At 46.7% G+C, this 19,015-nt stretch carries 18 protein-coding genes and 1 pseudogene; 13 read left to right on the plus strand and 6 right to left on the minus strand.

The window, feature by feature from the left end:
- Positions 1-288: 288 nt before the first annotated feature.
- The 4 genes and pseudogenes from LFX17_RS06800 to omp85 (LFX17_RS06815) form a co-directional block, all read left to right on the plus strand.
- Positions 289-630 (plus strand): annotated as a pseudogene (locus tag LFX17_RS06800) (hypothetical protein); the annotation flags it as partial.
- Positions 631-833: 203 nt separating this feature from the next.
- Positions 834-2,381, plus strand: coding sequence for an Omp85 family outer membrane protein (gene omp85 / locus LFX17_RS06805; protein WP_238729563.1), 1,548 nt, complete (start codon positions 834-836; stop codon positions 2,379-2,381).
- A 7-nt stretch (positions 2,382-2,388) separates the two neighbouring features.
- The gene (gene lsa25, locus LFX17_RS06810) at positions 2,389-3,072 is read left to right on the plus strand and encodes a surface adhesin Lsa25 (RefSeq protein ID WP_238745801.1); all 684 of its coding nucleotides are present in this window, start codon (positions 2,389-2,391) and stop codon (positions 3,070-3,072) included.
- 165 nt (positions 3,073-3,237) lie between these two features.
- The gene (gene omp85 / locus LFX17_RS06815) at positions 3,238-4,842 is read left to right on the plus strand and encodes an Omp85 family outer membrane protein (RefSeq protein WP_406600665.1); all 1,605 of its coding nucleotides are present in this window, start codon (positions 3,238-3,240) and stop codon (positions 4,840-4,842) included.
- A 237-nt stretch (positions 4,843-5,079) separates the two neighbouring features.
- On the opposite strand, the gene nadB is transcribed toward omp85 (LFX17_RS06815), so the two are convergent.
- Both nadB and LFX17_RS06825 read right to left on the minus strand, forming a co-directional pair.
- Positions 5,080-6,678, minus strand: a complete 1,599-nt coding sequence (nadB, locus tag LFX17_RS06820) for an L-aspartate oxidase (protein ID WP_238745803.1) — start codon at positions 6,676-6,678, stop codon at positions 5,080-5,082.
- A 1-nt stretch (position 6,679) separates the two neighbouring features.
- Complete coding sequence (locus tag LFX17_RS06825; protein WP_455032234.1) at positions 6,680-8,497, minus strand: S41 family peptidase; 1,818 nt, start codon at positions 8,495-8,497, stop codon at positions 6,680-6,682.
- Between LFX17_RS06825 and LFX17_RS06830 the strand changes: the two genes are divergently transcribed.
- Positions 8,445-9,476 carry a hypothetical protein gene (locus LFX17_RS06830; RefSeq protein ID WP_238729566.1) on the plus strand — a complete coding sequence of 344 codons (1,032 nt, stop codon included), beginning with the start codon at positions 8,445-8,447 and terminating at the stop codon, positions 9,474-9,476. The two genes, LFX17_RS06825 and LFX17_RS06830, sit on opposite strands and share 53 nt — an antisense overlap.
- On the opposite strand, the gene LFX17_RS06835 is transcribed toward LFX17_RS06830, so the two are convergent.
- Entirely contained in the window at positions 9,448-10,200 is a 753-nt protein-coding gene (locus LFX17_RS06835; RefSeq protein ID WP_238745805.1) for a pyridoxine 5'-phosphate synthase, read from the minus strand. The two genes, LFX17_RS06830 and LFX17_RS06835, sit on opposite strands and share 29 nt — an antisense overlap.
- A gap of 201 nt (positions 10,201-10,401) precedes the next feature.
- Between LFX17_RS06835 and LFX17_RS06840 the strand changes: the two genes are divergently transcribed.
- The 8 genes from LFX17_RS06840 (at position 10,402) to LFX17_RS06875 (ending at position 17,323) form a co-directional block, all read left to right on the plus strand.
- On the plus strand, positions 10,402-10,869 hold the full coding sequence (locus tag LFX17_RS06840) for a TIGR02300 family protein (protein ID WP_238745811.1): 468 nt from the start codon (positions 10,402-10,404) through the stop codon (positions 10,867-10,869).
- Positions 10,870-10,877: 8 nt separating this feature from the next.
- Entirely contained in the window at positions 10,878-11,771 is an 894-nt protein-coding gene (miaA, locus tag LFX17_RS06845; protein ID WP_238745813.1) for a tRNA (adenosine(37)-N6)-dimethylallyltransferase MiaA, read from the plus strand.
- Positions 11,772-11,786: 15 nt separating this feature from the next.
- Positions 11,787-12,035 (plus strand): RNA chaperone Hfq, encoded by a 249-nt coding sequence (hfq, locus tag LFX17_RS06850; RefSeq protein ID WP_118957412.1) that lies wholly within the window; start codon positions 11,787-11,789, stop codon positions 12,033-12,035.
- Positions 12,035-12,916 carry a hypothetical protein gene (locus tag LFX17_RS06855; protein ID WP_238729570.1) on the plus strand — a complete coding sequence of 294 codons (882 nt, stop codon included), beginning with the start codon at positions 12,035-12,037 and terminating at the stop codon, positions 12,914-12,916. The genes hfq and LFX17_RS06855 overlap by 1 nt, the downstream gene beginning before the upstream one ends.
- Positions 12,913-13,974, plus strand: a complete 1,062-nt coding sequence (locus LFX17_RS06860) for a mannose-1-phosphate guanylyltransferase (RefSeq protein WP_238729571.1) — start codon at positions 12,913-12,915, stop codon at positions 13,972-13,974. The genes LFX17_RS06855 and LFX17_RS06860 overlap by 4 nt, the downstream gene beginning before the upstream one ends.
- 229 nt (positions 13,975-14,203) lie before the next feature.
- Positions 14,204-14,941, plus strand: coding sequence for a hypothetical protein (locus tag LFX17_RS06865; protein WP_238745815.1), 738 nt, complete (start codon positions 14,204-14,206; stop codon positions 14,939-14,941).
- Positions 14,942-14,949: 8 nt separating this feature from the next.
- On the plus strand, positions 14,950-15,414 hold the full coding sequence (locus tag LFX17_RS06870) for a chemotaxis protein CheW (protein ID WP_238745817.1): 465 nt from the start codon (positions 14,950-14,952) through the stop codon (positions 15,412-15,414).
- Positions 15,404-17,323, plus strand: a complete 1,920-nt coding sequence (locus tag LFX17_RS06875; protein WP_238745819.1) for a hypothetical protein — start codon at positions 15,404-15,406, stop codon at positions 17,321-17,323. The genes LFX17_RS06870 and LFX17_RS06875 overlap by 11 nt, the downstream gene beginning before the upstream one ends.
- 139 nt (positions 17,324-17,462) lie before the next feature.
- On the opposite strand, the gene LFX17_RS06880 is transcribed toward LFX17_RS06875, so the two are convergent.
- From LFX17_RS06880 to LFX17_RS06890, 3 genes are all read right to left on the minus strand, one after another.
- Positions 17,463-18,071, minus strand: coding sequence for an LIC_12238 family plasminogen-binding lipoprotein (locus LFX17_RS06880; protein WP_238745821.1), 609 nt, complete (start codon positions 18,069-18,071; stop codon positions 17,463-17,465).
- Positions 18,068-18,280 (minus strand): hypothetical protein, encoded by a 213-nt coding sequence (locus tag LFX17_RS06885; protein WP_238729576.1) that lies wholly within the window; start codon positions 18,278-18,280, stop codon positions 18,068-18,070. The genes LFX17_RS06880 and LFX17_RS06885 overlap by 4 nt, the downstream gene beginning before the upstream one ends.
- A 149-nt stretch (positions 18,281-18,429) precedes the next feature.
- Positions 18,430-18,870, minus strand: coding sequence for a CBS domain-containing protein (locus tag LFX17_RS06890; RefSeq protein ID WP_238729577.1), 441 nt, complete (start codon positions 18,868-18,870; stop codon positions 18,430-18,432).
- Positions 18,871-19,015: the final 145 nt, after the last annotated feature.

The raw sequence follows: 19,015 nt of genomic DNA on the forward strand, positions 1-19,015 counted from the left end.
CGATATCCAGAATATTCAAAAGCAATAGACCCCCTCCATGCGGAATGTCGAGATGATTGTGTAATTCGATTAAAAAATGAAGAGGGTTGCATGATCTTTTATCAGTCAAGCCGTCGAGTAATCCATAAGCCTGGGTGGTAAGCTTAGTTAAGAAGAACAGGGTCAGTTTCCCGCGTTAGGGATCGATGCGTGGTCAAGTTATTGGATTTCTGAGAAGCGATGAGAACTAATAAACACAATAACTTGACCGAAGCGGAGAGCCCGGGCCGCGTAGCGGCAACGCCCGTAATCACGGAAACGTTACCTGATGGAACGAAACTTCACAACAACTACTCGACGAACGGAACGTTGTCGAATATCACGATGGATTCTGCAGATGGGACGAGCGTTGGACATACGGTCGTGAGCTATCAAGGACCGTATTTAAACGCGAACGGAGTTCCATCCGTGCGGCGTGTAAGCGGGAACGGCGTAACGATGGAAATTGGATTTGAACCGGTGGAAAAATTACCGGTAAGCATATTGTCCACAAAGCCGGATGGAAGCGTGATCGCAAATGCGGAACTGACGTATGACGCAAAGAACAACGTAACAAAAATCGACTGTCAGTCGAATACCATCACTACGCAGCAAATTCATTCAAGCCAATTCGATTTCATCCGCCCGTCATAATCGATGTTTCCTCTTTTCCAAGGTATTATATCAATTGTTATGAATAACCGGAATTCGACCCTAGTTTTCCTAACGTATTTCCCAATTCTTGGAAAAATCCTATTGACAGTATGCCGCCGAACCGTTTCCGTTTTGTTCTGAAATATAGAAATAGGAAATCCATGAAGAAATTTCTGAAACTCGTAAGTATTGCAACCTGTCTGTTCGCTCTGACCTTAACGGCTGGGTCGGTGTATGCGCAAGACAAAGAGGATTGTTCCAAGCTCGCGTTTGTCGATTATAGCAATCGAAAGCCAAGAACGGATCTGCCATTTGAAATCTCGGAAATGAGACGTTTGAGACCCGAAGACATCTGTAAAAAGAAGGAAGGTTGGTTCCCGACGGGGCTTCCTCTTTTGAACTCCGACCCGAACGTGGGTGTGGGTTACGGGGTCCGTGTCTTCTTGATCAACAACGGAAAAAAGTCCGATCCGTTTTTTGAATATACTCCTTATCGCTTTCGGATGTTCGCGCAGTATTTTAACACCACAAAAAACAGACAGTATCAAGATATCAGCTTCGACGCTCCATATATCTTCGATTCGAAGTGGAGATTGCGCGGGGATTTGATCTATGATACGAATCCGAACACGTTGTATTACGGGATCGGCGAAAAGTCTCTCGAAACACTTTCATATCAGGAAAGAAACCAACCCGGCGGAGAAGTCGTACGGAACGCTACCTATCACGATCGGGAAAAGAATATTTATTTCACAAGACCGGGCGGTCCGGGAGATCCTGTCGAGTTTCAGGGAGCCAATTATTCGGGACTTCCTACCAATGACGCGTTTCGCGTAACGGATCGGATGTACAATCGATACGACATTCGTTCTCCGCAGGCAAACATCAGCGGAGAGCATATCTTCTTCGGAGGCCTCGTTCGTATGGTTGCGGGACTTCGCGTTTCGCAAAACATTGTTAAGACGTTTGACGGTCAGTTCGTAAAAAGTACGGATCCTTTGACGGAAGGATCTCCTTTCAGTAATTCCGGTATGGCACCGGCGGGAAAAACCAAAGTGACCGAAGACGCGGAAGCGGGAAGAATCATCGGCGCCAACGGTGGAAATGTAAACTCGGTCCGTTTCGGTATGGTATTGGATACGCGGGATTTGGAACCGGATCCGAACCGTGGGGTTTTCTTGGAAGCGACGTACGAGAAGGTCGCAAAGTCCTTGGGTTCCGATTTTCAATATTCGAAATATTTCACTCAGATGAAGGTATTCTACAGCCCGTTTCCGAAAACGTTTGATAAACTCGTACTTGCGGGTCGCGGAGCTTTCGGGATGACGGACGGGGATGCGCCCTTTTTCGAATACAGAAACCTTTGGTCGACCGAGGGTGGGATCACCGGTCTCGGAGGCCTCCGAACCTTGCGCGGTTACAAACAGGATCGTTTTGCCGGTAGAGCGATGGGATGGGGAAACATCGAACTTCGTTGGAAGTTCTTCGATTTCACCGTTGCGGGACAACACTTTGCGTTGAACCTGGTTCCGTTTATGGATTTCGGTCGGGTTTGGGACGACGAACACAACGTGGGACTCAAAGATTATAAATATTCCCGTGGTATGGGATTTCGAATCGCTTGGAATCAAAGTACGATCCTGATGTTGGATTACGCGGTTTCCAAGGAAGACAAACAGATATTTATGAACTTTAACCACATTTTCTGAGGAAATCATGAAAAAATATAAGAATATTCTAATGCTCAGTATTGCGCTTTCTTTCTTTGCGAATTGCGAGGAAAAACCGGACGATACGACTCTGGGCTTTATCAACGAGGACGCGAAAGTTCTTCTTGCGGGAATGGTTTTTTTCAGTCCATATACCGCCGACCCCGCGTCCGGAACGATCACGAACAATACGACCGGACTTATGTGGAAGATCTGTACGCAAGGACAAGTTCTCCGCGTAGGGCAGAACGGATCGTATGACTGCGAAGGAATCAACAACACTTCGACCGTGATCGGAAGATACGGCGCGGCTTTGTTTCAGTATTGTTCCTTGAATCTGAACGATTGCAATACGATCACGTTGCCTCCTGTTCTCGTCGGACAAACCCCCGGATTTACCGGAACCAGCGAAGCTTACACTTCCTGCAATGCGGATCGTACGGCGGGCCGTTCGGATTGGAGACTTCCCACCTATCCGGAGTTAAAGGCTCTCACCGCATCGGGAAGTTTGAACGCGCTTCTCTTGAAGTTTCCGAACACCGTGGAAGATTATTACTGGAGTTCGTGGGCAAAGGAAGGAGCCGTAGATACTGCGCGTGCGGTCAACTTCGGAGCTACTCATTTCGGAGACGATACCGCGTTTGCGAAAACGAGCAGATACTTCGTTCGTTGTGTGAGAAATCTTCCTTAAGGAAAGAATTTCCTCATGTCGTTTAACAACGACGACCGACTCGCCTTTTGACAGAGCGCAAAGGGCGAGTTTTTTGTTTCTATTGAAATGTGAGCATTTTATCATATTCAGTTTGACAGCGTCGACGGGTCGGTTAGAAATTCACAATCTTTCCGTGCAAAACTTATGAAACATTCGAAGAAGAACACAAAGACGAATTCTTATCTTTCTAAGATTCTTTCCAAAGAGGAGGGTTTCTTTCGCAACCGATTTCTTTCCAAGACCTTCCCGTTCTTGCTTTGTCTGGGATGCGCTTTGATTTCCTTCTTTGAAGTTTCCGCTCAGGAGAATTTTTCGGGCTGCGATAAGCCGGAAGAAAGAAAGGATCTTCCGTTTAAAATCGACCGAGTTAAACAGATGTGTAAAAAAGATCTGGATAACAAAAAGGAAGGCTGGTATCCGACGGGACTTCCTTTGATCAATTCCGATCCGAATGAAGGGATCGGTTACGGGGTTCGGGCTTACGCGTACAACAACGGAAAAAAGTCCGATCCATTTTTCGAATATACTCCGTATCGTCTTCGTTTTTTCGCGCAATATTTTAATACGACTAAGAACGCACAGTATCATCAGCTCAGTTTGGACATGCCGTATGTCGCGAACACGCAGTGGAGATTGCGCGCGGACGCGCTTCTCACGATCACTCCGACCACCTTGTATTTCGGAGTGGGGGAATCCACGTTAAAGCCGCTTACCTATCAGGAACGGAATCAACCTGGCGCTCCGCAGGTCACGAACGCGCAATACGGTTCTCAGGAATCCACGTTTATGTATCAAAGACCGGGAGGTCCCGGCGATCCAGTCGAACTCGGCGGAAGGACGTATTCCGGTATTCCTGCGGGTCCCGCGTTCAACGTGACCGATCGTATGTACAACCGGTATACGATCCAGACTCCCCAGTTGAATTTCAGCACGGAGCGCTCCTTCTTTCACGGAACGGTTCGCCTCGTGGCAGGATTTCGTCTTTCGAATAACATCGTGCAGGCGAACGACGGTAAGTTCGTAAAATCCATCGATCCGATTTTTGACGGGACTCCTCTCAGTAATTCGGGTGAAGTTCCCAACGCAAAGACGAGATTGACCGAAGACGCGGAATCCGGAAAGATCCTCGGTTATCACGGCGGCTTTGTGAATACCGCTAAGGTAGGTTTGGTTTACGATACGCGCGATTTTGAACCCGATCCGAACTCGGGTGTTTTCCTGGAAGCGACGTATGAAAAGGCGACGAAAACGATCGGCTCCAATTTTGATTTTCAGAAATATTTCGGACACGCGAAATTCTTTTATAGCCCGTTTCCGAAAACCTTCGAGAAACTCGTCCTCGCATCTCGTTTCGGTTTCGGCATTTCGGACGGAGATGTTCCGTTTTTTGAATATAGAAATCTTTGGGGAACCGAAAGCACCGTGTCCGGTCTCGGCGGTTTAAGAACTCTCCGCGGTTACAAACAGGATCGTTTCGTAGGACGCGCCATGGGCTTCGGAACCGTGGAAGTGCGCTGGAAGTTCTACGATTTTTCCGTCGGCGGGGAATACTTCGCGTTGAACCTTGTTCCTTTTTGGGATTTCGGCCGCGTTTGGAACGACGAACACAAGGCCGGTTTACTGGACTACAAATACTCCCATGGATTGGGTTTGAGGATCGCCTGGAACCAAGCGACGATCATCATGATCGACTACGCGGTTTCAAGGGAAGATAAACAGCTTTTCGTAAACTTCAGTCACGTATTCTAAGATTCGAATATTTGATCGTTTTAGACTGTTGCGCGGTTTGATTCGCATTTGATTTGTCGGTCCAAACTTCGTCGTTGATTTGAAAGCTGGAGTTCCCACACCGAGTAACTACGATCTCCTTTTGATTTCGGAATCATGTATGAGTTCCCACAAGTTCTTCGGATTTTAAAATTCTTCTCTAAACCTCGATCCGCGCTGGAGTTCCCACAAATTGCGCTTTCACGAAAGAATTCTCCCTCAGAGCGAAATCTTGTCGTTTCTCATTTCCGTATCGATTCTGGAAGGATTTCTGTTTTCGGGATAATCCGTGGAAAAGTGAAGTCCTCTACTTTCCTTTCTGGATAACGCCGAACGGATGATGAGTTCGGCCACGATCACGAGGTTTCTAAGTTCGATCAACGGATTCGTGATGATCGTTCGGTTGTAGTAATCCTTGACTTCGTCGTAGATCAGATCCATTCTCCGTTTCGCTCTTTCCAATCGAAGATTGGAACGGACGATTCCGACATAGTTGCTCATCGTGCTTTTGATCTCGCTTAAATCATGAGAGATCAAAACCCATTCTTCGGTATTGACCATTCCTTCCTTGTTCCAAGAAGGAATTTCATCGTGAGCCTTTGTGAACTCCGGTTTTTCCTTTGAGATCCGTTTCGCGATCCGATTGGAAAACACCAAACATTCCAAAAGGCTGTTGGACGCGAGACGGTTTCCTCCGTGAACTCCGGTGCAAGCCGTTTCTCCGGCCGTGGAAAGATTGGGGATCGTCGTTCTTCCGTCCAAATCCGAGGCGACTCCTCCGCAAAGAAAGTGCGCGACTGGAACGACGGGGATTCGATCGGTCGTGATGTCGATTCCGAGTTCCTTGCATTTCTCATAGATGGACGGAAAGGAATCTTTGATTTGATCGGAAGGAAGATGTGTGATGTCGAGATAGACGTGCGTTTCTCCTCGTTTTTTCATCTCCGAGTCGATGGCCCTTGCCACCACGTCGCGCGGCGCCAGATCGGCCATCGCATGATATCGTTTCATAAACGGTTCCCCGTCTTTGTTCATGAGGATCGCACCCTTGCCTCGGACCGCTTCGGAGATCAAAAAGGAATCTCCGTCCTCGTGATAGAGGGCGGTCGGGTGGAACTGATAGAATTCCATATTTTTGATGAGGGCTCCGGCTCTGTATGCGGAGGCTACTCCGTCTCCCGTCGCGATCTTAGGATTGGTCGTATGGGAATAAACCTGACCGGCTCCGCCGGTCGCAAGGATCGTTTCTTTCGCGAGAATCGGGAACACTTCTCCGGAATGATTGGAAAGAACATAAGCCCCGTAGCACACGAGTCCTTTCTGTTTCAGATGGTGGGGAGTGATCAGGTCCACCAAAGTATGATATTCTAATATTTGAATATTCGGATTTTGTTTGACGACTCCAAGAAGGGTCTTTTCGATTTCCCTTCCGGTTCTGTCGTGCGCGTGGACGATCCGGTTTTTTCCGTGTCCTCCTTCCCGGGACAAATCGAACTTTCCCGAAGGTTCCAGGTTGAACGGAACGCCGTAGTTCAGGAGCTCTTTGACTAAAGGAGGGCCTTCTTCCACGAGGATTTGAACGGCCGCCGGATCGCAGAGCCAAGCTCCGGCTTCGAGAGTGTCTTTTATGTGGTCTGAAAGTTTATCGCCTTCCGCAAAGACGGAAGCGATTCCGCCCTGCGCGTAGTTCGTGTTGGATTCGTAGTCCGATTTTTTTGTGACGATGAGAACGGAGCCGTAGGGAGCGAGTTTCAAGGCCGCAAAGAGGCCCGTGATTCCGCTCCCTAAGACTAAAAAGTCCGTTTTGATGCGGGGCATGTTATTTCTTTTTTTGCGTGTTGATCAGTGCTTCGATATAATCCAAGGAACGAATCAGTTGATAGTCCGGTTTGATCGGATCGTTCTTATGCGCCGCGATGAACTCGGCGGATTTTCCGTTCTTTTGAACCCAAGCCTCGAGTTTTTTCACGTCAAAGGAACTTTTTTCCTCCGCTTCCGCGGGAAGTTCGGAAAGGTGATTCCACATGTTTTCCTCGCGGAATCGGAACGGAAAACTTCCGTCTTCTTCGGAGGAAATATCGATGTCCGGTTTTACGCCCACTACCTGAATCGTGTTTCCGGACGGAGAATAATAACGCGCCTGTGTGAGTTTGATCAGGTAGTCGTTTCCGAGAGGCATCAGTTTTTGAACCGTCGCTTTTCCGAAGGTTCTTTCGCCGAGAATCAAACCTCTGCCGTGGTGTTTGATCGCGCTCGCTACGATCTCGGAAGCGGAAGCGGACTTCGCGTTGATCAGAACGGCTAACGGTAAATTGGTGATGTCCTTATTCTTCGCATAAGCGTCTTCGGGACTACGGTTCGGGCTTTTTGTGGAAACGATCAAACCCTTTTCGATGAACATATCCGCGATGTCGATCGCAAGATCCAGATAACCGCCCGCGTTGCTTCGAAGATCCAAGATCACCGCCTTGAGTTTGGTTCCCTTGGCCTGCGCTTCTTTTTCGAGTTCTTTGTACTTATCCACGAGTTCCCGGTCTACGGAAGGACCGTCTTCCGATTTTACGAAACCGGTGAGTTTGATGTAACCGATATGTTCGTGACCTTCGATGAGTTTACTGCTCAGGTTTTTGATTTCGATCGTATCTCGTACGACTTCGATGTGCAGAGTTCCCGGAACTCCCTTTCTTTGAATCGTAAGCGCGACCTTGGAACCTTTTTTTCCTTTGATCTTTTCTACGACCTTATCCAAAAGAATTCCTTTGATCGATTTTCCGTCGACCGCGAGGATCACGTCGCCCGAACGGATTCCTGCGTTGACCGCGGGTCTTCCTTCGAGAGGATTTTCCACGACGACTTCTCTGTTTCCTCCGCCGGATAGGATCGCTCCGATTCCTTCGAAACTTCCGTCTTGAATTTTCGCCATCGATTCTTCCCATGCGGATCGTAGGAATACGTTGCTATGAGGATCGAGAGAGGAAAGATAACCGTTTGCCGCAGCGAGCATCACGTCGTTCATCGTAAACGGTTCTTTCGTTTTTTCTTCCGATTCACCGAACGGGTCCTTCAACGGAGAATCCTTGTATTTGTCGAGATTGGTTTCGATGAACGCGAGAATTCTATCAAAATCTTTTTTACTAAAACCGGTTTGTTCCCACTTGGAGGAAAGAACGTTTTTGCGGATCTTTTCGCGCTCTACGATTTTTTTGACTTCGTCGTCGCTGACTTTCGCCTTGTTCGCATCCTCTTTCAGTTTGCGGTCGCGGATCTTTTCGACTTCTGCGTAGTCCGGATCGAAAAGAACGAAGGAATCATCCGTGGAAATTTTGAATGTTTTGCCCGGAAAAATTTCGTCTTTCTCTTCGTATTTCTCTCTTTCCTTGAAATAACTTTCGGGATAGAGATAGATGGAATGAGGAAGGGCCAAGAGAGCGTAGATGGCGGCTTCCCGATACGCGCGGTTTTTATCGATGTTTTTGTCGATGTAATACCGGGAAACGGTACTCACCACGTTATCGAAATCCTTGAGGGTAAAGTCCGCCTTGACCGGGGACTTGCCGGATGTAGGCTCGCAGTACAGGATAAAAATGGTCAAAAGAGTGGAAAGTAACAACGAAAGAGCGGCAGATCCTTTTTTCAAACTCGTGTCCCTCGGATTTCAGGAAATTTTCGGTTCATTCTCTATTCAAATCTCAAAGTGTCAATCCCTTTGGGGCGGAAGTTTCGTCTTCGTCCTGTTGATTTTCGGATTCTCGTGTTCAACGGTTTCCATGCCCGGCTCGGGAAGATTCGCGCTCGAAATGATTCAAGAGCAGGCGATCTTGGAATTTTACGGAACTCCGGAAGAAAAAGAATCCGCGATCAAGCTTCTTCGCTCCAGTTGTCGTTCTCTTCATCCCGAACGAGCCTTGTCTTGTTACAATCTTTCCGTTCTCTTGAGTTCGTCCAAAAATTATCCCGAAGCGTTGGACTATGCGCTTCGAGCAAGAAAGGCCGATCCGACCGACACGCTCTATCGGGATCAGGTTTTCCAAGTCGCTTATTATTTGGAGTTGGAACAGGGAGAAGTCCTAGCGGCCGACGAAGTGGAAAAAAGATATTTTCGAGCGATCAAGAATTGCAAGGAGGGAAAAAAGAACGAAACCCTCGCGGATCTGATCGTTCTCGCGGCGTTGAAGGAAATCGGAAGAGAATCCTTAAAAAAAGGAATATTCTCCGAATGCGTGGGAGAAGCGGAGGCTCTCGTGGGAGTCAAACCGAACGAAGTCAATTATACGAAAGAATATTATAAATTTCTGGAGAATTCTCATCCGTATAAGGAAGTCTGGGACGTGAGCGGTGCGGTGCGCAAACAAACCTTGGAAAAGATGCAGGTTCCGAATCAAGATGCAACCAAATATTGGAAGGAATTCCGTCAATCGGTCCGATCCAAAAACAAAACTCTTGCCGCAGAACAACTAAAGAAGTTCAAAGAAAGTCTGGAGGTCGTCTCCGGAAAAAACCAACGGGCAAAGAATCTCGCGATTCATCTGAAAAAAGCGGCTTATTATCTGATCCAAGGAGATCCGAACTTCGAAGGATTTCGTCATCTCACGAAAGAGCTTGAAGATAATCCTTAACGCTCCGATCGATTCCGATTTCAAGCGCTCTTGAAATCAATCGATGACCGATCGAAACCTCCAAAAGACCCGGAAGTTTCGAAAAGAGAACGAGATTCCGATGATCCAAATCGTGACCGGCGTTGATTTCCATCCTTTGACGGAGAATTTCTTCGGCGGCGGGGACGTACCGGCTTTCGAAGGATTTTTTTCCGTCCGCAGGGGAACGATCGAATTCTTCGGCAAACGGTCCCGTATAAAATTCCACTCGATCGGCTCCGGAAAGGTGAGCGAGTTTCAGGTTTTCCAAATCGGTTTCTACGAAAAGCGACGTCCGGATTCCTTCTTTCTTTAGAATTTTAGAATATTCTTGAACTATTTCCAGATCCTTTCCGAAATCGAATCCGTGATCGGATGTGATTTCCCCGGGAGTCACCGGAACCAAGGTCGCTTGATCGGGTCTTGTCTGTAACACTAAATCCAAATAACGGGAGGAGGGTTCTCCTTCGATATTGTATTCGATTTTCGTTTTGTTTTTTAGGTTATAGGAATCGATGAATTCTTTCAAAGCGAATACGTCGTCCTTGCGGATATGACGTTCGTCTTCTCTCGGATGAACCGTGATTCCTTGAGCGCCCGCGTTTAAGACGAGCTCCGCGAAATACAAGAGATTCGGAATGTTTCCTCCTCTTGAATTTCTGAGGGTAGCGATTTTATTGATGTTTACGCTCAATTTAGTTTTCAAAGAGTTTCTCCCGAACGGTTCTTAATCTAAAAAGAAGAACGGGAGTTTTTCCGGGAATCGAAAAAAAATAGGAAAATCAAGGATTCTTTCCTTGCAATTTTTCCGAATATCGGTTAGGGTTTGCGCCCGAGTTTCAAGACGAACATTAAATATTATTTCTGCTTGAAGGCGGATAACTCTCGCAGAGCATGGTCAATTCCGATGGCAACTGGTAAAAAAACTGCATCCAAAAAAACTGCCTCGGCCGCGGCTAAGAAAAAGGCGACGGCTAAAAAAGTTGCGCCTAAGAAGGCGAACGCCTCGGCAAAAAAGAAAGTAGAAATCATCAAAAAGGCTCTTTCGAGTCCGGCTTCCAAAGCCGCAGGAACGAAAAAGACTTCTTCTTCCAAAGGAGTGGCCCTCAATCCACTCGGAAAAAAATGGACCTGTCATACTTGCTCCACGAAATTTTACGATCTCAATAAAGAAGAAAAGATTTGTCCGAAATGCGGAGCAGATCAGAACAAACGTCCCGTTACCCGCACTCGCACGGTTCGTCCGAGAGTCGTCGAGGAAGAGGAAGTAATCGAAGAAGACAATCTGATCGACGACGAAGAAATGGAATTCACCGAAGAACCTCTGGAAGAGGCTTTGGATGAAGACGACGATGCGGAAGAAACGGAAGAGTAATCTCTTCCTTGGCCAAGCCGATTCTCATTCTTACCGCTCCGACCGGAGCGGGTAAAACCTCGCTCATCACCGAACTCGATCCGACACGGTTCGAAATTCTTTCCTTCGATTCCAGACAAATCTACAAAGAAATGCCGATCGGAACCGCGGCCCCGACGGCCCAACAACAAGCCAAGATCCGCCATCATCTCGTGGAAGTTCTTTCCCCGGCGGAAACCGTGGACGCCGGTCTTTACAATCGTTTGGCGGAAGAAGCGCTTCGCGCCGTTTTGGATGTGGGGAAGATTCCGGTCTTTACCGCGGGCACGGGATTTTATCTCAAAGCGTTTTTGTTCGGAATGTTTCCTGTCCCCGATATCGATGAAGATGTTCGGGAAAAAGTTCTTTCCATGAGCATGGAGGAAAAGCGGATTCTTTTGGAAAAATTGGATCCTGATTCTCTGATTAAAATCTTTCCGGGAGACGATTATCGATTGGGCCGAGCCTTGGAAGTCAATCTGATGGGTGAGCGTTGGTCATCTTTACAAATCGACCTTTCGACTTCCGCGATTCATAAGTTCGATCTGGAGGTCGCCTTGGGTGTGTTTCTGGATTTGGATCGGAAAGAACTTTACGAACGGATCAATCAAAGAGCCAAACAGATGATCGAAGCGGGGATGGCCGAAGAGGCTTGGACAATCCGAGAAAGATACGGCGAAACCTGTCCCGGTCTCAAGTCCTTAGGCTATAATTTTGCACTTGAAAATAAAAAAGGAAACTCCAATCTAGAGACATTCCTCGCGGATTTAAGTCAATCTCACAGGAATTACGCCAAAAGACAGGTCACTTGGTTTCGTAAGGAAACCTACGTTCAACCGATGGGCAGGTCCGAAGCGCTGGAACGTATCAAACACATAAAGTAACGGAAACAAAAAAAGATGTCTGCTAAAAACAATATACAGGACCAACTCTTAAACACTGCCCGTAAGGATAAATTGGATCTTACGATTTATCTTTTGAACGGGGTTCCCTTGAAAGGCAAGGTGGTAAGTTTCGATAATTTTACGATCGTACTCGAGCAGGAAAACAAACAGAGTCTCGTGTACAAACACGCGATCTCTACGATCATTCCTTCTAAGATCATCAAACTTTACACCGAGGAAACCAAAGACGCAGCGCAAGGATAATGCGATTTTGGTCTAAGTTATTCTGGATCCTCATATTCGGATCCGCAGCGACTCTTCTTATCTTTTGTATTTTTCCGCTCAAAGAGGGAGAGTCTCTTCTCGTCGTGGACGGCTCTGAAGAAATTCTGGAATATACTTCCGGACCGGGCTACGTATTCGAATGGAAGAAACTTCTTCCCTGGCAATATCAAGTTCTCCGTTTTCCGGTACATGCCCGAACTGCGAGCGTGACCAGCGACGTGGATTTGTCCTCCGGGATGTTTCCGGAAAGTTCCTCGGAAGGAAAGGTCCGATTCAAACTCGAGATCCGTTATTCCCTGGATCCGGGCAAAACTCCCCAGTTTCTGGAAGCCGCCGGAATCCAAGAGGAAAAGATACGTTCGTACATTCAAAAAATCGTATATTCGATTCTTCGCAAAAAAACCGAGGAATTTCTGGTCAATCCGAACACGCTCAAAACCAATCTGGACAATTATCTGAGAACCTCGTTTGCCGCGGATCTGCTTGCGGACGAAGCCGCGCTCAAAACGGCCAGTCCGAGAATTTTGGATTTGCAGGTGCCGGAGCCGGCTCTCATTACGGGAGTTTACAGAAATCAGAATTTGATTCTTCAGAAAAAACTGGAACTCGTAAGCGCGCTCGGAAAAGCGGAGGCGCTCAAGATCGAAGACGACGCGAAAACGTCCGCGCTTCTGAAACGTTTGGAAAGAACCAAAGACTTCGTGCACAAAAATCCGGACATGAAAGAATTCATCTTGTATGAAAGTTTATCCGACCACGTGGAAGTGATTCTTCTTCCGTCGGAAATGATCTTGGGAGAGATCCCATCGTCGAAAAAGAAAAAGAACGGAAACGTAAAAAGACCCAAAGAGGTAGAATGAAACAGGACAAACCGGTAGTATTGATTATGGCGGGCGGAAAGGGCGAACGTTTCTGGCCTCGTTCCCGCGTATCCACACCGAAACAACTTCAGAAAGTATATTCCAATAAAACGCTTCTGAGAGAAACCTTGGAACGCGCTCTTACGATCACTTCGATCGACCGCATTTATATCGGAACCAACGCGAGTCTGAAAAAATCGATTCTCGCTCAGGAAAAAAATTTCCCCGAAAAGAACTTTATCATCGAACCGGAAGGAAAAAACACCGCGCCTATCATCGCGCTTGCGTCCCTGTATTTCCGCGAAAAGTACGGAGATCCGATTCAAGTCGTGTTGTCCGCGGACGCTTGGATCAATCCAGTAAAGGAATTCACAAAGACGATTTCCAAAGCGCTCGAACAAGCGGAGAATCATCTTGTGCTTTTGGGAATCAAACCGAATCGTCCCGAGGTAGGTTACGGTTACATCGAAACGGGAAAATCGACTGACGGATGTTTTGCGGTTAAATCGTTTTATGAAAAGCCGGATGCGAAAACCGCTCTCAAATACATCAAAAAGAAGAACTTCTACTGGAATCCAGGAATTTTTCTTTGGAAAACTTCCACAATATTAGAAGAATTTAAAGCGTATTCTCCCAAAATTCTCGGACCACTCGAAGAGCGATTCCCGTTTAAAAAAGCGGGTGAACTTCCCGCGGCTTTCAAAATCATTCCTTCCGATCCGGTCGATATCGCGATCATGGAAAAAAGTTCCCGTATTAGAATGGTGGAAGCGAGTTTCGGTTGGGACGACGTGGGTTCTTGGACTTCTCTGGAAAGGGTGATGGCGGGCGATGGAAACGGAAACAGGCACATGGGAAAGACGATTCTCTTTCACAAGTCGTCCGGAAACATCACGCAGACTCGGAAAGAATTCACTGCGATCCTCGGTGTGAACGATTTGATCGTAGTGGAAGAGGAAGACGTTCTGTTTATCAGCACGAAAACGGGAGTAGGCGACATCAAAAATCTGGTCGCGGAACTCCGTAAAAATAAAACTTTACAAAAGTACACGGAATAGTTTTCTGACAGGAAGGAAATCTAAGGAGTTCTGAATGCCTTCAGGTAAGAAAAGAAAGCGCAGAAAGATCGCTACTCATAAAAGAAAGAAAAAGAGAAGAGCGAACAGACATAAGAAGAAAAAGTAATCCGTAGATCCTCCTTCCTTTCTCCGGGCGTTCGTCCCGGATTCAAGCTAGAGACATCATTGGACTGTTAAGCCCATTTCCGATTCGACCGATACAATCGGTATGGGCTCATTTCAGGATTATTCCGTTTTTCGCAGGTGGTGGAAAAAAGAAACGCCTCCTGCGAGAGGTTACACGAAATCATATTCCGCCACTACGCCGACCGGCGATATCCTTCAGGCGGATCTCAACTTCCATGAAAAAAAAGTCCGTTTGACTCTCGAAGTTGCGGGAGAGAACGGAAAGATTTATATCGCTACCGTGAAAGACGGTGAAGTCATTCAGGAAAAAGATCTTTCTTCCGGAAGAATGGTTCCTATCTACGCGAAGCTCGCTCCGTTTCAGGAAGTATTCTCCTGTTTGCCGGACGCCGATCTATTAAACACACTCGGCGGATTGTACGGAATTTCCAAACAACCGCTCGGTCACGTAGAGGAAAGAGCTCCTAGACCTTGGGAAACTTCCAACCGTTACGATCATATTTTCGGAATCAACCGGGAACGTTCTTGGTGGCAAAGAATCTTTTCCAGAAATCGGGAATACAAAGAACCTTGGATCGTTCGGGTCAAACGAAGATTTTGGAGCGAATTGCAAGACCTCGCTTTAGGCGCTTGTTCCGCGATCGGAATTTATTACGCGTATGTCGATTTCTATCTGCTGGGATTTTCACTTGCCGTTTTCGGTTTGCTTTTTGGCGGTTTAGACTGGATGCTGAGAAAAAGAAATCCGCTCTTCGTAAAAGTACTGCTCTTTATGAGTCTGGGATCTTACTTTTACTACGTCGGATATACCCGTTATTGAGGTAAATCATGTCATCCGAAATCGACCACCAATACATTCTGTTCAGTTTGGGAGACGAGGAATACGCGATCCCCATTTCCCTCGTAGACGAGATTATCAAGATCAATAATTTAATCCGAATTCCCAAAGCGAAGACATACTTTGCGGGAATCATGGACATTCGCGGAAAGGTCGTGAAGATGGTGGATCTCGCCGTGAAACTCACCGTTCCGAGAGAAGGAGAGGTCGTATACGACCGAGCAATCGTCGTCAAGGTCGGTGGTCAATCGGTGGGAATCATCGTGGATAAGGTGGCTAACGTGGTATTGTTTCCTCCCGAATCCATCAATCCTCCTCCGCCTTCCGTAAAAGGAATTTCAGGAAGATACATCACGGGAATCGGAAAGAAGGACGATCGTTTTATCATCATCATCGACGTGGAAAAGATTTTGGGAGCGGAAGACTTGGCCGAATTGGGAAGCAATGTCGGATGAAAAAAAAATCATTCCTATTCTAAAATCAACGCTTCTTCTTTTGATATGCCTCGCGTTTGTCGGGGCATTTTCTGTTTCTGCGGACGAGCAGGATCGAAGATACGATTCCTCTAATTTATACGATCCTCCTTCGGTCAAAATAACGGAACAGGATTTAACCGCTCTCAAACAGAATCTTCAGGATCCTTCCAAGGACGCGGTTTCCGAAATTCAAAAGCTGCTCGATCGGTATTATTCCCAATTCATCGATTCTCGAAGAATCGAAGAGGAGAAACGTCTCGGAAAAATTTTCGACGAAAAGACGAACCGAAATACGATCCGTCTTTTGATCTTAGGGATGTTCGCAAAACTCACTCCTTCCGGAATGATGCGGGATTCTCCGATTTTGTTCGAACTGCATCTTCTTCTTTCCAAAGAATACGATAAGAGGAAACAAAACGCAAAGGCGATCGAATCCGCGTTGGCGGCGATCCGATACCGAGACTTCTCTCATACCGAAGAGGAATTTTTGGATGAAAGAAGACTCGTTGAAATTTACGATCCTGCGGAAAAACAAGCCGCGCTTTCTCATCGCAAATCCAAGGAGAATTGGGAGAAGTCCAAAAAGGATCTTAAAGACTCGAAGGATTTTTATCATCTGTTCGAAGCGAATCTGATTCGGGGGAGAGAAACGAAAATCACCGAACGGTCGCAAAACGGACAGACGAACGAACGGACTTTGACGCCGAACGAACTTCCCGCATTTAAGGAAAGAATCTCACAAAACGAAAACGATCTCAAAGCTAAGGAAAAGGAATACAACGATTCCAAATCGGGTTCGTACGAGAACTTCCGAAAGAAGAAATCCAAAGAAGATGCCGATGTCGTTTATTATTTGGCGAACTTAGTCAAACAAGCGGAGAATGAGAACAAGGAACGGTTGAAAGTCGTGAACAATCTTTCGGTGGCGGGAACCGGAATCTTCGTTCTCTTCGATTACAAACGAAACACGGACTTTTACGCGACGGCGGCTCTTTGGGAGCTCGCGACCAAACTCGATCCGACGATGAAGGAACCTGTTCTCGATCTTGCGAAGGAATTAAAATCCTCCGGTAAAAAAGCGAAGGCAATCGACTTCTTCAAAAAGTATCTCGACCTTGCGCGTGCCGAACGAATGGAAGAATCCAAACTAGCGGAAACGTATTTTTCGATCGCTTCCCTTTATACGGAACTCAAACAGAACGTTTTGGCTTCTTCGTTTTATGAACTTTATTATAAAGCCGAGACCGATCCCAAAAAGAAAGTTCCGTTCACATACGAACTCGGTTCCTTTTTCGAGAATCGAACAGGCGATCTCGAACGCGCCGCGTTGTATTACGGAATTTGGCTCGGAAATCATCCGAATCCTGAAAACCCGGATCTTCCTTTCATCGACGTTTGCGAACTTCGTCGTCAGGAATTTTTGGCTCAATTCGGTTCCTCCAAACTGCAAGCGTATCGCCGCAAACCCAAGGAAGAAAAATTTTTGTTAAACGAAGCGATCCGTTCGTATGAGAAACTCCGCGAGATTCATCAAAAAGAGGAGAATCAAAATTCTATCCTGAAAAGGGAAACGCTCGCGATCAAACGGAATCTTTTGGAAAGAACGGACGATTCTACGATGGCGGAATATCGGATCAAGAACATGGACTTTCAGGCTTCGACCGCCCGTCTCGGAGTCGTTCGAACCAAATTGAATTCTACGCCAGTGACTTTGGCTATGAAAAGGCTTTCGATTCTTTTGGAAGAGGAAAAGGATTTTCTCTCGGCGAGAAAACTCTACGAGGACATCGTGAGGATCGGAAATCCGATCGAGGTCAACCTTTCCCTAAAAAACATCGATCGAATCAATAAGATTCTGGAGGACGGGATCAAACGCGAACCGTTGTAATCTAAGAATATTCTAATTTACTAAAGGTCGCTCGTGACACTATAGAGCGTTCGCAAGTAAAAAAGTCGATTGTTCCGGCAAACGATTCGGCTTAAAAGCGTTGATCGACGATTCGGTTCATATTGAGAACGCTCCGTTTTCACTTCATCGCCTTTTCGATATCGTCGTCGGTGGGCGAGGTCGGCTCTTCGGAATAAGGAGCGGCCTGCGAGGATCGCACCAAAAATTCCACCTCGTCGATCACATCCCCTTCATACGCAACCTTGAGCAAATACTTACCGGGTGTGAGTCCTTGAAACGAACCCTCTATCGTTCTGGAAATCGGATTGGGTCGTTTGCGTAGAACGTCCATCTCGTTGTATCCGAGTTGGAAGCGGCTCAAACTCACGTAGGTTTCCGCGGTTTCGGGTACGGATCTGGAAAATCGGTAAATGTAACGGATCGTTTTGTCGTCCGGAAAAATCAGATTCTCCCTTGTGATCGTATATTCTCCGACGGTCATGATCTTCTTTTCGAGTACGTTGAACTTATCCTCGTCGAGCAAGGCCCAACCGAAATCTCCCGTCGGTTTAAAACAGGCGGTCGCAGTAACGAATAACAGCGAAAAGGTGAGAATGCGGAACGACGCCGGGGAGGCTTTTCGCTTTAATAGAACGCGTTGTGTTGGCACGGATGCGGCGTCTAACCGATTCGTGAAAAGGAATGCGAGCCAAAAAGCGGCGTTTTGGGAAGAGGAAAGAAATTTCATTTTTCTCCCAAGGAGTTGGAATCGATTACGCGGCCTTGTCCGGAGACGTCTTTTTCCTTCGGCGGTTGCTGCCCGTAATTCGGTGGAACGTTCGTATAAAACGTTTTCCACTGAGGACCGGTGGATCTGCGCTCTGCCGGGTTCGTGAAAAAACGGGAGAGAAATCGATACACCAAATAGGTCATCAGAATAAAAAGAATCAATTTCATAAAGCTACTTATTCTAATCTGACCCTGGTTTTGTTTCCGGCAATCGGAAAAAAACGAAAAATTTCAGGTTGTGGGAACTCCATCAATCGCACAGTAACACTGCTCGATTTTGTGGGAACTCCATCGTCCCGCAGTAAAACGGTTTTTTTTTAGATAAATCCGTTCTCGTTATACATGTATTGTTTGAGGTTTTTATTCTCTTCTTCCGTTTTTTCGATCTTTGCTTTTACGGCGTCTCCGATGGAGATGATTCCGATCAAAAGTCCGTCTTCCAAAATGGGCATGTGACGGATTCTTTTTTTGAGCATGATGGAAAGGAGTTCATCCACGTCGTCTTCGGGGCTCATCGTGGTGAGGGAAGTGGACATGACTTCCGAAACCGATTTCTTAAAAAAGTCCAGACCCAATTCCGCGGAAAGATGCAAAACGTCCCTTTCGGTGAAAATTCCTTTCAGCTTTCCATCGGTTAAGATCATCACCGATCCTATATCGTATTTGGTCATAAACTTGACCGCGTCCATCACCGAAGTTTCCGGTTCCACCGAAAGAAGTTTTCGGCCTTTTTTTGCCAGGATCTGTTTTACGTACATTACCTTCTCCGTATCGGTCGATACAATCGTTTTGCATTCCTCAATGGGTGTGATTTGCAATCTATCTCAAGTTCTTACAACGTCCAGAAAATTTGTTACCTTTGTATCTCTAGAAAAGTTACGGGTTTTCGGCCTCGGGTTCAAG

The sequence above is a fragment of the Leptospira sanjuanensis genome, from assembly GCF_022267375.1.
Classification (GTDB): domain Bacteria; phylum Spirochaetota; class Leptospiria; order Leptospirales; family Leptospiraceae; genus Leptospira; species Leptospira sanjuanensis.